The organism is Actinokineospora spheciospongiae (genome assembly GCF_000564855.1).
Taxonomy (GTDB): Bacteria; Actinomycetota; Actinomycetes; order Mycobacteriales; family Pseudonocardiaceae; genus Actinokineospora; species Actinokineospora spheciospongiae.
Map to the genome: position 1 here is coordinate 192,180 of NZ_AYXG01000004.1, position 14,355 is coordinate 206,534.

Here is a 14,355-nt window from a genome sequence, read left to right on the forward strand (position 1 = left end):
GGTGTCCTTACTGGGCGAGCGTGCGGTGGACGGGGTCTCGGTCGAGGCAGAAGCCGGAACCGGTGGTGGCGCGGTCGAGGAGGTCGGCGAACAGCGCCCCCTCGGCGGCCGGGTGGGTGGCGGGCAGCGCGGCGGACGGGGTCAGCCGCTCGGCGAGCCTGCTGAGCGCCAGTTCCGCCCAGCCGTCCGGCACCGCGTTGTGCCGGGCGTAACCGGTGACCGACGCGGCGGCGAGCAGGGCCGCGTACCGGTCGGTCAGATCCAGGGCCGCCGGGCTCGCCGCGACACCGGTGTCGCGGGCGGGCAGCGCGGCCACGTCGGCGGTGAGCTTCGCCAGCGCGGCGGCGATCCCGGGGTGGGTGCCGTGCGCGGCCAGCTCCGCCAGCAGCGGGTCGCCGGAAGGGGCGAACAGCCGCAGCCTGGACAGGTCCAGCTCGGGCAGCGCCGCCCCGGCGGTGAACACGGCCGCCGGGGCCGGGTCACCCAGGGCGCGCAGCAGCCGGGAGAGCTGCGGCAGCAGGGTGAGCTGGCAGGAGATCCCGCCCGCGTGCCCGATGCCCAGCGGCGGCAGGTCGCGCATGTGCTTGCCGAACCCGGCGTAGTCGCCCTCGCGCAGGTAGAACCGGGCGCCGAGGACGACCGACAGCGCGTTCATCGCCTCTTCGAGCAGGGTCGGGACCAGCAGCTTCGTCGCCGCCGCGTAGGCGCTCGCGGTGGCGGGCAGCACGTGCAGCGCCCGGGTCGCGGTGGTCACCAGCGCGTCGGCGGTCAACAGGTCGGCGTAGGCGCCGGCCAGGGTGGCGCGGGCGTGCGGCAGCTCGGCCACGGTCTGCCCGTAGAGCCTGCGCTCCAGGGCGAAGCGCAGCACGCCGAACAGCCCGGCGTCGAGGATGCCCAGACCCGTGCCCGCCATGACGCACCGGCTCACCTGGAACGAGCGCAGCGCGATGTCGCTGCCCTGGCCCAGGTCGCCGACCAGCGCGCTGTCGGGCACCGCGCAGCCGGTGAACTCGAACCCGGACAGCCCGACCCCGCGCAGGCCCAGCGTGCGGTATCGGGGGAGGCGGCGGAAGGTCCCGCCGTCGAGCTGGTGCAGGTCGACCAGGAGCAGCGAGTGGTCCCGGCCGCCGCCCTTGCCGCCGGTCCTGGCGAACAGCACGGCCGCGTCGGCGCGGGCGGCGTTGTTGATGACCTCCTTGCGCCCGTCGAGCACCAGGCCGTCCTCGGTGCGGGTCGCGGCGAACTCGTTGTTCGTCAGGTCGTTGCCGCGGTCCAGCTCGTGATAGCCAACCGACGCCTTCCCGCCGCCGAGCAGCAGGTCGGCCAGCCACTTGCGCTGCACGTCCGAACCACCGAGCCAGACGTTGAGCCCGGCCATGAGCGAGGTCACGCCGTAGCCCAGGCCCAGGCTCGCGTCCCGGCGGAACACCGGGCGCAGCCTGCGGACCAGCTCGTCCACCTCGACCAGCCGACCGCCCAGGGCCTCCGGCACGAACTCGGCGTTAAGCCCGAACTCGTCCAGCACCGCTTCAGCGCCTTCGGCGACTGTCGACCGCTCGTCGGCGTCCAGGATCGTCCGGTGGCCGAAGGGGTTGTCCGCGTTGTACGGGTCGCCGAAGCGCTCTTCGAGCCGGGTCATCGGGTCGCCTCCGCCAGTCGGTGGTCGAACAGGGACGTCAGCCGACCGGACCCGACCTGCGCGGTGAGCACGTCGTAGGCGGTGTCGTAGTGCGCCTGCGGGGCCGGGGTGGGCGTGCCGACCGAGGCCAGCAACCGGTCGAGGGCCAGGGTCGGCCACACGCCGTCGCGCCACAGCGGGGTGCTCGGGCCGGTCTCGGCCAGCGCGTCCGCCCGGGTGCGCAACCACAGCTGGAGCAGCGCCGCCCCGCCCAGGCACGCGGCGAGCCGCTGCGCGACCACGAACGACGTCGTCGGCACGTTCACCGGCACCGCGGGCAGCTCCCGCACCGCCGCGTACACGCCGTCCAGCGCGGTCCGGAGCGCGCGGGCGGCGGTCGCCAGCGGGGCCAGCGCGTCGTCGTCGGCGGCCAGTGCCTCGACCTCGGCGACGGCGGCGGGCAGGGCCAGCAGGAAGCTGGAACCCTTGCGCGGCAGCAGGGACAGCCTCTTGTGCTGCATGGGCGCCAGCGGCTCGGTCACCGTCGCGGCGGCGCGGATGCCGTCGGTGTCCGGCGCGGTGGCGTTGTCGGCGGTGCGCAGCAGGATCGGGAACAGGTTCACCAGGCCGTTGAGGTTGACCAGGGTGTTGCCGTCGAACAGCGACACGATCCGGTGGTCGCGCTCGACCTTGCCGAACGCCCCGTCCTCCAGCACGTCGCGCAGCAGCGACCGAGCACCCACCAGCTTGCGCAGGGAGGCGATCATGCCCTCGGTGCGGGTCGGCACCAGGTACTTGACCACCGCCGCGACCACCGACATCTCGCCGGTCAGCGCCTGGATCGAGCGCGACCCGACCACCGACACCGCCTCAGCCAGCAGGTGGTCGGCGAACGCGGTCGCCAGCCGGTGCCGGGCGGCGGGCAGCTCGGTCAGGCCGCGGCCGTAGAGCCTGCGCCCGGCGGCGAACCGGGTCGCGATGCCCAGAGCGTGGTCACCCGCGCCCAGCGACAGCGCGCAGCACAGCGTCCGGGTCAGTTGGAGTCCTTTGAGGACACTTTCCAGACCGGTGCCCTCCCGGCCGATCAGGTCGTCGGCGCCGATGGTGGCCCCGGAGAAGGAGATGCCGCTGATGTCCGCGCCGCGGATGCCGTGCGTGCGCTGCTTGGGCACCGGGGAGTGCGTGGCCGGGTCCAGCTTCGCCTTCTCCACCATGAACACGCTGAACCCGCGCGGGCCGCCCGCTTCGTCGGTGCGGGCCAGCACGCAGACCGCCCCGCCCCGGGTGGCGTTGTTGATCAGCCACTTCTCCCCGTCGAGCCGGTACCCGGACCCGGTGCGGGTGGCGGTGACCCCGCCCGCGAGCAGGTCGCTGCCGTGCGCCTGCTCGGTCAACGCCCAGCTTATCGGCAGACCGGAGCGCACCAGGGCGCCCACCTTCTCCGCCTGCTCCCGGCTCGCCCCCACCCACGCGCTGACCGCGCCCAGGTAGGTCTTGCCGTGCGCCACGGCCACGGTCACGTCGCGCCGGGACACCATCCGCATGGTCTGCACGGCGTCCTGGTAGTCGACCAGGCCGCCGCCGAACTCCGCCGGCACGTACAGCCGGGCCAGGTCGAACCCGTCGAGCACCGCGCAGACGTCGGTCGGGAACCCATCGGCGTCGTCGAGGTCGGCGCAGGCGGCGGTGGAGAACACCGACGCCGGGTCGCCGGGGTCGCCGAGCACCCCCTCCAGGCGCTCGGCCTCGGCGAACGCGCCGTACCTCATCGCCCCGCCCCGGTCAGCAGCGACTCCAGCGACCCGGCCAGGTACTTCTCCCGCATCGAGCCGCGGCGGACCTTGCCGCTGGTGGTGCGGGCCACGCCGCCGCGCGGGAGCAGGACCAGCTCGTGCAGGTGCACGTCGTACTCGGCGCGCAGCTCCGCGCGGATCGCCTTCTCCAGGTCGGCCAGCTCGGTGCCGTCCAGCGCGGAGGTCTTGACCTCGTGCACCAGGACCAGCTTCTCCGGCTTGCCGTCGACGACGAACGACGCGCCGACGCCGGTCTGGAGCGCCGCGTGCACCTGGCGGGCGGTGTGCTCCAGGTCGTGCGGGTAGAGGTTGCGGCCGTTGACGATCAGCATGTCCTTGAGCCGACCGGTCACGTACAGCTCGCCGTCGAGCAGTGCGCCGATGTCGCCGGTGCGCAGGTGGCCCGCGGTGGCGCCGTCGGCGGTGATCGCGGCGGCGTTGAAGGTCTCCTCGGTCTTCTCCGGCTGCTTCCAGTAGCCCGCCGCGATGCTGCCGCCGCGCACCCAGATCTCCCCGGTGCGGCCGTCGGCGAGGACCTGGTGGGTCTCCGGGTCGACGATCCGGACCTCCAGGGTGCCCGCGGAGCCGCTGCTGACCAGGGTGCGCGCGTCCTCGGCGGTGGAGGCGACGATGCCGCCCTGTTCCAGCGCCTTCGGGTCGGCGTCGGTGTAGACCCGGCCGTCGCGGCTGCCGGTGACGAACAGCGTGGTCTCGGCCAGGCCGTAGCAGGGGAACACCGCCCCGTCGCGCAGGCCCGCGGCGGCGAACTTCTCGGTGAACGCGTCCAGGGTGTGCGCCTGGATCGGCTCGGAACCGTTGAGGATCGACTCCACGCAGGACAGGTCCAGGGTGGCCAACTGCTCGTCGGTGACCCGGCGCACGGCCAGTTCGAAGGCGAAGTTCGGCGCCACGCTGATCGGCGCGCGGTACTCGCTCAGCGCCCACAGCCACAGGTACGGGCGCTTGAGGAAGGTCAGCGGCGACATGAAGATCGACGTCGAACCCATGTACAGCGGGTGCAGGAGCTGCCCGATCAGGCCCATGTCGTGGAACTGCGGCAGCCAACTGCACACCGGGGTCTCCGACGTGCTGCGCACCGCCTGGTGGATCTCCTCCTCGTTGTGCAGGAGGTTCGCGTGGGTGACCATGACGCCCTTGGGGTCGCTGGTCGAACCCGAGGTGTACTGCAGGAACGCCACCGAGTCGCCGGTGAGCGGCACCGGGCGCCAGTCGTCCTCCAAGCCCTCGGGCAGCGCGTCGACGGCGGTGTGCACGACCTGCTCGGCCAGCCCGGAGTGCTGCACCCAAGCGTCGATGGCCTCGGCGACGGCCTGCTCGCTGAGCACCGCGCGCACGTCGGCGTCGCGGGCGATGCCCGCCAGCCGGGCCACGCCGCGGCCGTTGCTGTCGGGCATCGGCGCCGGGACGGCGACCACGCCCGCGTACAGGCAGCCCAGGAACCCGACCATGAACTCACGACCGGGCAGGAACAGCAGCATCGCCCGGTCGCCCGGCTCGGTGCGCCCGGCCAGCCAGGCGGCCACCCGGCGGGCCCGGCGGTCGAGTTCGGGGTAGTCGAAGGAGCGCTCGGTGACGCCGGAACCGGAGTCCGCGAGAAAGATCAGCGCCTGCTTTTCGCCCTGTTCGGAAACCCGGTCACGAAAATGGCCGACAAAATCGCTACGGTTGCTCACGATAGCCCTCTCACGCCGTGTGGCTCGGTGTTGGCACCACTGTCCACGGCCGTCCTAAAGATCACGCTTGGCCAGTCCTTAAGTGGGGCTATCACCCCGCCTTGGCCCCTCTGAACAGCTCTTTTGCCGAAGCCGGCTGAGGTCTAGCGTTCCTCGGCGACAGGCCGGGCAGCGAGGGCGGACCGGCGGGACGACGCGGGGCGGGAGCAGCCGACGTGATCGACGACATATTCGTCATTGATGCCACGGTCCATCCGTACAACCTTTCCGACGCGAACCTCATGCGCGGCGAGGACGGGCAGCCGACGATTCCGGCGTACTTCCTCCGGGAAATGCTGTGGGCGCTGCACTGGCGCTGGGCCGAACCCGCGGCGAAGCTGCCGCGCGAGGTGTTCGTGACCGACTGGCAGGCCGAGACGCTGGCCTGGACCATGTTCGGCGAGTCGCACACCGACCTGGCGGTCAACCACCGGCTGCGCATCGACTCGGTCTTCAACGACGGCCTGTGCTCGCACGAGAAGAACCTGGAGCTGGCCCAGCGCTGGCCGCAGCGGTTCATCAACTACGCCGGGGTCAACCCGACCGTGCCGGTGGCCGAGGCCATCGCCGACCTGCGCAGGCAGGTCGAGGAGATCCCCGGCACGATCGGCGTGAAGGTCTACCCGAACGCCGGGTCGCCGGACAACACCTGGCAGATGGACTCCCCGGAGTGGGAGCCGTTCTTCGCGCTGCTGCCGGAACTGGGCATCAAGGTCGTCGCCCTGCACAAGGTCGTCGCCAACGGGATGGTGCCGCTCAAGCCGTTCGGCATCGACGACCTGGAGGTCGTCGCGGTCCGCCACCCCGAGCTGATGTTCGAGATCGTGCACGCCGGGCTGCCGCCGTTCGTCGAGGAGGTCTCGATGGCGCTGATGCGGCTGCCGAACGTCTTCGCGAACCTGGAGATCACCTCCGCGCTGTTGCAGTCCGGGATGGGCTACATCGAGGACGCGGTGGCGCAGTTCATCGCGCTGGGCAGCCCGTGGAAGGTCATCTACTCCACCGGCGCCATGCACTTCCACCCGGAGCCGATCGTGCAGGCGTTCGCGAACCTCACGTTCTCCGACCGGGTGCTGGAGCGCTACGGCATCGAGCAGATCACCAAGGCGGACAAGAAGCTCATCATGGGCGAGAACTACGCCCGCATGATCGGCCTGGACATCGAGAAGGCCAAGGCCGCGATCGCGGGCGACGAGTTCGCCACCGCCGTCGAGGACAACGGCGTCGGCGAGCCCTGGTCGTTCTGGCGCAAGAACGACCCGGTGTGGGACGGGGTGCAGGGATGACCGCCCAACTCAGCGGCACCGGGTTGGAGAACACCGCCCTCGCCAACACCCCGAGGGAAGCCGCCGTCCGCCGCGCGCTGCTCGACGTCTACGACCCGTGCAGCAACTCCTGGGCGCGGCCCATGTCCGTGGTGGACCTCGGCCTGGTCCGCTCGGTCGCGGTCGACCGCACCGGGCACGCCGCCATCGTCATCGCCCCCACCACGCTGCTGTGCATGGCCATCTCGGTGATCATCCAGGCCATCCAGCTCAAGGTCGCCGACGTCCCCGGCATCACCAAGGTGGACGTGTCGGTGGACGTGACCGCCGACTGGTCCGAGGACCTGATGACCGAGGAGGGCCGCCGCGTCCTCGGCGAGCACCGCTCGGCCGACCGCGCCCGCCCGCCGGTGGTGCTCATGCCCGGGTTCGGCGCCCCCCAGGGCGGTGCGTCGTGACCCCCACCGCGACCGCTGTGCCCGCCGCCGTGGCCGACCTGCTGGTGGCCGTGCGCCCGTCGCTGGCCGGGGTCGCGCTGACCGGCGCCGAGTCGCTGACCGGGGACCTCGGGTTCGACTCGCTGGACCTGGTGTCGCTGGCCAACGAGGTGCGCGCGCGGAACCCCCGGGTCGACCTGCGGGCCTGGATCGCCGACACCATGGAATCCGAAGTGGACAGCGTGGCGAGCCTCGCCGCCGCACTGGCCACCGCTGAGGAGAGCGACAATGGCTGACAAGACACCCCCGGGCAAGGACTACGTCGCGCTGGCCCGCGACCTGGCGCCCGGGTTCACCGCCCGCGCCGCCGCGCACGACGAGCACGGCAGCTTCCCGCACGAGAACCTGGCCGACCTGGTGCGCACCGGCTACACCGCGATGACCGTGCCCACCGCGTTCGGTGGCGGCGGCGCGTCGCTGTGGGAGCTGGTGCAGGCGCAGTCGACCCTGGCCGAGGCGTGCGCCTCCACCGCGTTCGCGGTCAACATGCACGTCCACGGCCTGGCGATGATCGCCAACCTGGAGGGCGAGACCGCCGAGCGCGCCTGCCGCGCGGTCGCCACCGAAGGTGCTGTGATCGCGGGCGGGTTCTCCGAGCCCGGCGTCGGCGGCAACTGGTGGCACCCGACCACCGAGGCCAGGCCGGTCGAGGGCGGTTACGTCCTCAACGGGCACAAGGGCTTCTTCACCGGCTTCCCCGGCGCCACCCACCTGTTCCTCTCCGCCGCCGTCACCGACGACCGCGGCCTGCCGCAGCCGGTGGCGTTCCTGGTGCCCAAGCCCGACCGGGGCGTGCGGGTCACCTCCGAGTGGAACGCCGCCGGGATGCGCGCCACCGGCAGCCACTCGCTGGCACTGGAGGAGCTGTTCGTCGCCGAGGAGCACCTGATCGGCGCCACCGGCGCGCTGCCGCTGCTGTTCATGACCGGCGTCCACTGGGCCTGGTGCAGCTTCGCCTCGGTGTTCGTCGGCATCGCCCGCGGCGCGCTCAAGCACGTCGTCGACACCCAGCGCAAGCGCACGCTGAAGGTGATCGGCAAGCCCAACGCGCACCTGCCGGGCATCCAGTTCCGGGTCGCGGAGATGAAGACCAAGCTGAAGGCCGCGGAGGCGCACCTGTGGGCCGCGGTGCACGCCGACCACGACTCGCCCGCCACCCAGGCCGACCCGCTCGACCACTACATCGAGATGTCCCTGGCCAAGATGAGCATCACCCGGCTCTGCCAGGAGGTCGTCACGATCGCCATGCAGACCCAGGGCGGTTCCGCCCTGCTGACCAACGACCCCCTGCAACGCGCCTACCGCGACGTGGTCACCGGGCTGCTGGTGCCCCCGGTCGCCGACGTCACCCTGGAGTGGGCGGGCAAGCAGGCGTTGGGTGTCCCCGTGTTCGCCGAGCCCAGGTGGGGTGGCTGAGATGACCGCGACGATGGAACGGCCGGAGCAGGCGGAAGCCACTCCTGAACCGATGAGCCCCGAGGCGCGTGCCGCGCACTGGGCGAAGCTGACCGCCTCGGCGGCGGAGTTGGCCGCGGTGTTCGAGCAGCGCAGCCTGGAGAACTACGACAAGGGCGAGTTCGTCCAACGCAACATCAACGACCTGGTGGCCGCGGGCATCACCGCCGTCAACGTGCCCGCCGACCTGGGCGGCTTCGACGCCACGCTGGCCGAGAACGTCGAACTGCTGCGCCTGATCGCCAAGGGCTGCGGGTCGACCGCCTTCACCTTCGCCATCCACACCATCATCACCGGCTCGCTGCGCGGCGAGACCAGCCCCGAGGTCAAGGCGCGGGTGTTCGACGCGGTCAAGACCGGCGCCTTCGTCATCGGCCCGTTCACCGACGAGTCCTCCGGCTCCAACTGGACCGTCCCGTCCACGGTGGCCCAGCGCGTCGACGACGGGTTCGTGCTCCAGGGCGTCAAGCACTTCGCCACCGGCTACCCGGGCGCCACGCACCTGCTCATCACCGCCGGGCTCACCGACGAGCACCTGCGACCGCCGTTCAACCTGGCCGCGTTCCTGGTCGAGGCGGGCGCCCCCGGCCTGGGCGTGCACCGCGAGTGGGACGGCATGGCCATGCCGATGACCGGTTCGCACTCGCTGGCCATCGACTCCCTGCACGTCGACGGCGACGACATGCTCTTCCCCGAGGGCCTGACACCGCTGTTCGTCATGTCCCGGCAGCAGTGGGGCCACTACTGCTTCGCCGCGGTCTTCCTCGGCTTGGCCGAGCGCGCCTACGAGATCGCCATCGAGCGCACCAAGGGGCGGTCGAACACCGCCGTTTCGTCGCTGGCGACGCTGCCCGGCATCCAGTTCAACATCGGCCGGATGCGCGCCTCGATCGCCACCATGAAGGCGCTGCTCACCCGCTACGCCACCGAGCACGTCGAGCCGGGCGAGGACCTGATCGCCTTCGTCGCCGAGACCTGCGTGCCGAAGTACTTCGTCGTCAACGAGGCCGAGCACGTGGTCGCCACCGCGTTCGAGGTCGTCGGCGGCTCCGGCATCTCCGGCGGCACCCGGATCGGGCAGATCTGGCGCGACGTCAAGGCCGGTCCGCTGGTGCCGTTCACCAACGACGTGGCCCGCGAGTTCATCGGCAAGCACGAACTCGGCCTCAACCCCATCGAGACCCCGAGGTGGCTGTGATGGTCCGGCGCGACCAGGTGGCGATCGACCCGGACAGCGCTCCGATCGCCACCGAGTACTACTCCGAGATCGGGCAGGGCTGGTGGGACCCCAAGGGCCCGCTGCGCGCCCTGCACGACATGAACCCCACCCGGGTCGCCTACTTCGACAGCGCGATCCGCTCCCGGTTCGCCGACCAGCCGCCCGCGGCCACGAAGGTCCTCGACATCGGCTGCGGCGGCGGGATCGTCAGCGAGGCCATGGCCGCGCTCGGCTACGACGTCACCGGGCTCGACATGTCCGAGGGGGCGATCGAGGCGGCCAGGGCGCACGCGGCGGCGGGCGGGATCGCGGTCGACTACCGGGTCGGCTCGGCCTACCGGCTGCCCATGGCCGACGGCGTGGTGGACGTGGTGGTCATCTCCGACGTGCTGGAGCACCTGCACGACCTGCCCACCGCCGTCGCCGAGATCAGCCGGGTGCTGCGCCCGGGCGGGTTGATGCTGTTCGACACCATCAACCGCACCCTCGGCAGCTACCTCACCGCGATCCTCATGGCCGAGCGCGTCCTGCGCATCGTCCACCCGGGCACGCACGACTGGAGGATGTTCATCCGCCCCGGCGAGCTGCGCGCCGCCCTGGCCGAGCGCGACATCACCCTGGCCGAGATCAAGGGCATGGCCCCGGCCCGCCCGCCGCACCGGCTGATCGCCTCGATCCTGCGCGGTCGCGGCCTCGGCGAGTACGAGCTGAACAACTCCGTGCGCGTCAGCTACATCGGCCACGCCGTCAAGCAGCCCGCGCGCCCCAGCGCGGTCCGATAGGAGAACGACATGGTCTGGATTCGTTCGGGCACCACCAAGAGCGTCCGCGTCCGCGCGGGGCTCGCCGAGGTGCGGGAACTGCTGCTCGACGTGGAGCGGGCGGGCCTGCTCATGCCCGGCGTCAACTCGTTGACCCACGTCTCCGGCGCGGTGTACCACTACGCGCTGGACCCGATCACCAACGGCGCCGTGCACCTGGTGCCCGACTACGAGGCCACCTTCGACACCACCGACCCCGGGCACATCACCTGGGAGCCGTACGGCGAGCACAACTTCCGCTCCTGGGGCGCCTTCACCACCCGGGAATCCGGTGTGGACGGTGAGGTGATCCTGGAGATCAGCACCCGTTCCGAGGCGTCGGTGCAGGTCGCGCCGGTCATGGTGACGCTCATCGAGCCGTTCGCGCAGTTGCAGACCGACGAGATCACCACCGGGTTCCTCGACCGGCTGCGCGGCGAGCTGGAACCGGTGGCGGTGTCGCCGTGAGGCCCGCGAAGATCCTCGCGCTCGAACCCGTCACCGTCGGCACGGTCGTCCCGCAGGCCGACGTGTTCGACGCCTTCTACGCCGGCCTCTACGCCGAGGTGCCCACCGCGCGGGAGCTGTTCCTCAACACCCAGGTCAAGACCCGGCACATGGCCTGGGACCCGCGCGAGGTGTACGCGAACGGGTTCCCCGGCATGGCCGAGCGGATGGCGGTGTGGGAGCGCAACGTCCTGGACCTGGGCAGGCGCTCGGCGGGCAAGGTCCTCGCCGGGGTGGACCGGGACCGGGTCGGCAGCTACACGATGGCCAGTTGCACCGGGTACGCCGGTCCGACCCCGGAGATGCTGCTGGCCAAGGAACTGGGCCTGCGCGACGACCTGCGCCGCACCTTCGTCGGGCACATGGGCTGCTACGCGGCGTTCAACACCCTCAAGGTCGCGCTCGACTCGCTGGCCGCCCGGCCGGACGACCTGGCGCTGCTGACCTGCGCGGAGATCTGCTCGGTGCACCTGCGACCGGAGGTCACCCGCGAGCAGGTCGTGGTGAGCGGGCTGTTCGGCGACGCCGGGGCGAGCATGGTGCTGGCCGCCGCCGAGCCGGACGAGGACGGCCCGGTCGTCCTGGCCACGCACACCGAGACGCACTACGAGACCTCGCACGCGATGACCTGGACCGTGCAGGACGACGCGTTCCGGATGACGCTGTCGCCGTACGTGCCGCTGTTCCTGTCCGAGGCGGTGCGGCCGTTCACCGAGCGGCTGCTGGCCAAGGCCGGGCTCACCCCGGACGAGGTCGAGCACTGGGCGGTGCACCCCGGCGGCCCGAAGATCATCGACTTCGTCGGCGAACGGCTTTCCCTGACGCCGGAACAGCTCCAGCCGTCACTGGACGTGCTGGCCGACTACGGCAACTGCTCATCGCCGACCGTGTTGCTGATCCTGCACCGGATTCTGACCGAGTCGCGGCCCGCCCCGGGCTCCCACGCGGTCCTGATGGCCTTCGGACCCGGCCTGACGATGGAATCGGCGCTCGTCCGCTTCTGAGTCCCTGCAACGGACTCTCTGGAACAAAAAGGACAATACCATGACCAGTGCGCTGGTGCCCCGGTGGAGTGACCCGGAATTGCGGTCGGCCATCGAGAACCACTACGACGGCCTCGTCGACCTCTACGAGAAGGTCTGGGGCGAGCACATCCACCACGGCTACTGGGCCGAGGACTCGCCCGCCGACCGGCACGCCGCCCAGGTCCGGCTGATCGAGAAGCTGATCGAGTTCGGCGAGGTCCCCACCGGGGCCCGCATCCTGGACGCGGGCTGCGGCGTCGGCGCGTCCTCGGTGCACCTCGCGGCCAACCACGGCGCCACGGTCGAGGGCATCACCCTGGCCGCCGAGCAGGTGCGCCGCGGCGGGGAGAAGAAGACCGAGGCCGGGGTCGCCGACCGGGTCAACTTCCAGATCATGGACGCGCTGCGCACCGACTTCCCGGACGACTCCTTCGACGTCGTGTGGGCGCTGGAGAGCTGCGAGCTGATGCCGGACAAGGAGAGGTTCCTGTCCGAGTGCCACCGCGTGCTCAAGCCCGGCGGCACGCTCGTCGTCGCCACCTGGTGCGCCCGCGACAACGACCTCGACGACTCCGAGCACCGCCTGCTCGGCCGCATCTACCGCGACTTCGTCATCTCGCACGTGCTGCCGCTGCCGGACTACCACGCCATGGCCGAGCGGCTCGGCTTCGAGGACGTGCGCAGCGACGACTGGTCCGAGCGCGTCACCGACACCTGGAAGATGTCCTCGGACCTGGTCAAGCCGGTCATCAAGGACCCCACCGTCGTCTGGAAGCTGGTGCGCGCCAAAGGCGTGGACATCTTCCGCTTCCTCAACTCCGTGCCCCTCATGCGCCAGGCCTACGACCGCGGCGTCATGCACTACGGGGTGTTCACCGGGACCAAGGCCGGAGGCCACCAGTGACCGCGACCCTCGACGCCGACGCCACCCAGCGGCTCGTCTCCGACCTGCTCACCCAGCCGTGGGTGATCGACCTGTTCACCGACGTGGCCACCAGGCAGGCCGGGTCGATGGCCCAGGTGGAGAAGCTGCGCCCGCTCGGCGCCACCAACCACGCCTTCTGGCCCTTCCACGCCCCGCAGTTCCCGCTGTCCATCGCGCGGGCCAAGGGCAGCCGGATCACCGCCGTCGACGGCAACACCTACCTCGACTGCCACCTGGGCTTCGGCGCGCAGGCCCTGCACGGGCACAACCCGGAGCCGGTCGTGGCCGCCGTGCGCGACCTGCTGGGCACCTCCACCGGCAACGGCTACCTGCACCCGGTCGAGTCCGAGCTGATCGGCGTCCTGCAGGGGTTCCTGCCGCACTGCGAGAAGTTCGCCTTCCTCAACTCCGGCACCGACGCCACCGCCGCCGCGATCCGGCTGGCCCGCGCGCACACCGGCAAGCGGATGGTCGCCAAGTTCGAGGGCTCGCTGCACGGCGTGCACGACCTGGCCGCGCACAACACCGCGTTCTGGTACCACGGCCACCCGGTGCAGCCGTTCCCCGAGGTCGGCCCGAACGGCGTCACCCCGACGCCCGCGCTCAAGGGCGTCCCGATCGCCGACAACGGCGAACTGCTGGTGCTGCCCAACGACGCCAAGCTGGCGATCGAGCTGATCGAGCGCCACCGCGACCAGTTGGCCTGCGTGCTCGGCGAGGCCGTGTCCTCGTCGTTCCCGTTCCCCGAGCACACCGTGCCGATCATCAAGGCCACCGCGGCGGCCTCCCGCGACCTGGGCATCCCGTTCATCCTCGACGAGGTCCTGACCGGGTTCCGCTACGGCCCCGGCGGTGCCGCCGCGCACTTCGACATCCCGGCCGACCTGCACACCTACGGCAAGGTCGTCAGCGCCCTGGGCATCCCGCTGTCGGTCGTGGCGGGCAAGGCGGCACTGATCGAGCACACCCAGACCAGTGGGATGCCGCTGACCGACCTGGGCCGCAAGACCTCCGTGCAGACCACGCACGCGGGCAACCACCTCGCCCTCGCCGCCTCGCTGGCCACCCTGACCCTGCTCAGGGACCAGGGGGACGCGTACTACACCCGCACCCGCGCCAAGGTCGACAGGCTGCGCTCCGGGCTGGCCGCCTTCCGCGCCGAGACCGGCATCCCGCTGCGACTGCTGGGCTTCGGCGACTTCATCGGCTCGTTCGGCTTCACCGCCGAGGAGTCCTACTCCGACTACCGCGACTTCGCCTCGGCCATCAACCCGATCGCGCTGTTCCTGATGACGCTGCTGCTGCGCCGCCGCGGCGTGTACGCGCTGAGCCTGCCGATGCTGTTCACCGGCGACGCGCACAGCGAAGCCGACCTCGACGAGCTGTTCGCAGCGGTCACCGACTCCGCCCGCGAGATGGCCGCGAACGACTTCCCCTTCATCCTCGGCTGAGTTGTCTTCCTCCCGCCACCCGCCCCCTCGTCCCCGCCCGGCACCGTCCCCGACCTGGCACCCGGGC

13 protein-coding genes are annotated in these 14,355 nt (G+C 71.4%); 10 read left to right on the forward strand and 3 right to left on the reverse strand.

Annotation, left to right across the window (positions count from 1 at the left end):
* Positions 1-7: 7 nt before the first annotated feature.
* Genes UO65_RS01025 through UO65_RS01035 form a run of 3 tightly spaced genes read right to left on the reverse strand, consistent with a single transcriptional unit; the run spans position 8 to position 5,105 of the window.
* Positions 8-1,639: an acyl-CoA dehydrogenase gene (locus UO65_RS01025; protein WP_052020364.1), complete on the reverse strand. Its 1,632-nt coding sequence runs from the start codon at positions 1,637-1,639 to the stop codon at positions 8-10.
* Positions 1,636-3,387 carry an acyl-CoA dehydrogenase gene (locus UO65_RS01030; protein ID WP_035277738.1) on the reverse strand — a complete coding sequence of 584 codons (1,752 nt, stop codon included), beginning with the start codon at positions 3,385-3,387 and terminating at the stop codon, positions 1,636-1,638. Before UO65_RS01030 ends, UO65_RS01025 begins: the two co-directional genes overlap by 4 nt.
* Complete coding sequence (locus tag UO65_RS01035) at positions 3,384-5,105, reverse strand: fatty acyl-AMP ligase (protein WP_035277741.1); 1,722 nt, start codon at positions 5,103-5,105, stop codon at positions 3,384-3,386. The genes UO65_RS01030 and UO65_RS01035 overlap by 4 nt, the downstream gene beginning before the upstream one ends.
* A gap of 215 nt (positions 5,106-5,320) precedes the next feature.
* Between UO65_RS01035 and UO65_RS01040 the strand changes: the two genes are divergently transcribed.
* The 10 genes from UO65_RS01040 to UO65_RS01085 are packed head-to-tail and all read left to right on the forward strand — an operon-like array spanning position 5,321 to position 14,288.
* Positions 5,321-6,430: an amidohydrolase family protein gene (locus UO65_RS01040; RefSeq protein ID WP_035277742.1), complete on the forward strand. Its 1,110-nt coding sequence runs from the start codon at positions 5,321-5,323 to the stop codon at positions 6,428-6,430.
* Positions 6,427-6,867 (forward strand): metal-sulfur cluster assembly factor, encoded by a 441-nt coding sequence (locus UO65_RS32910; protein WP_052020367.1) that lies wholly within the window; start codon positions 6,427-6,429, stop codon positions 6,865-6,867. Before UO65_RS01040 ends, UO65_RS32910 begins: the two co-directional genes overlap by 4 nt.
* Positions 6,864-7,142, forward strand: a complete 279-nt coding sequence (locus UO65_RS01050) for a hypothetical protein (RefSeq protein ID WP_035277743.1) — start codon at positions 6,864-6,866, stop codon at positions 7,140-7,142. Before UO65_RS32910 ends, UO65_RS01050 begins: the two co-directional genes overlap by 4 nt.
* Positions 7,135-8,322, forward strand: coding sequence for an acyl-CoA dehydrogenase family protein (locus UO65_RS01055; RefSeq protein WP_035277745.1), 1,188 nt, complete (start codon positions 7,135-7,137; stop codon positions 8,320-8,322). Before UO65_RS01050 ends, UO65_RS01055 begins: the two co-directional genes overlap by 8 nt.
* Position 8,323: 1 nt before the next feature.
* Entirely contained in the window at positions 8,324-9,559 is a 1,236-nt protein-coding gene (locus UO65_RS01060) for an acyl-CoA dehydrogenase family protein (RefSeq protein ID WP_035277747.1), read from the forward strand.
* Positions 9,559-10,362 carry a bifunctional 2-polyprenyl-6-hydroxyphenol methylase/3-demethylubiquinol 3-O-methyltransferase UbiG gene (gene ubiG, locus UO65_RS01065; protein ID WP_052020368.1) on the forward strand — a complete coding sequence of 268 codons (804 nt, stop codon included), beginning with the start codon at positions 9,559-9,561 and terminating at the stop codon, positions 10,360-10,362. Before UO65_RS01060 ends, ubiG begins: the two co-directional genes overlap by 1 nt.
* A 9-nt stretch (positions 10,363-10,371) precedes the next feature.
* A complete protein-coding gene (locus UO65_RS01070; RefSeq protein ID WP_035277748.1) occupies positions 10,372-10,848 on the forward strand; it encodes an SRPBCC family protein in 477 nt (158 codons plus the stop codon).
* Positions 10,845-11,891 carry a type III polyketide synthase gene (locus UO65_RS01075; protein WP_052020370.1) on the forward strand — a complete coding sequence of 349 codons (1,047 nt, stop codon included), beginning with the start codon at positions 10,845-10,847 and terminating at the stop codon, positions 11,889-11,891. Before UO65_RS01070 ends, UO65_RS01075 begins: the two co-directional genes overlap by 4 nt.
* A 40-nt stretch (positions 11,892-11,931) precedes the next feature.
* Positions 11,932-12,816, forward strand: coding sequence for a methyltransferase domain-containing protein (locus UO65_RS01080; protein ID WP_052020372.1), 885 nt, complete (start codon positions 11,932-11,934; stop codon positions 12,814-12,816).
* Positions 12,813-14,288, forward strand: coding sequence for an aminotransferase class III-fold pyridoxal phosphate-dependent enzyme (locus tag UO65_RS01085; protein WP_052020374.1), 1,476 nt, complete (start codon positions 12,813-12,815; stop codon positions 14,286-14,288). The genes UO65_RS01080 and UO65_RS01085 overlap by 4 nt, the downstream gene beginning before the upstream one ends.
* Positions 14,289-14,355: the final 67 nt, after the last annotated feature.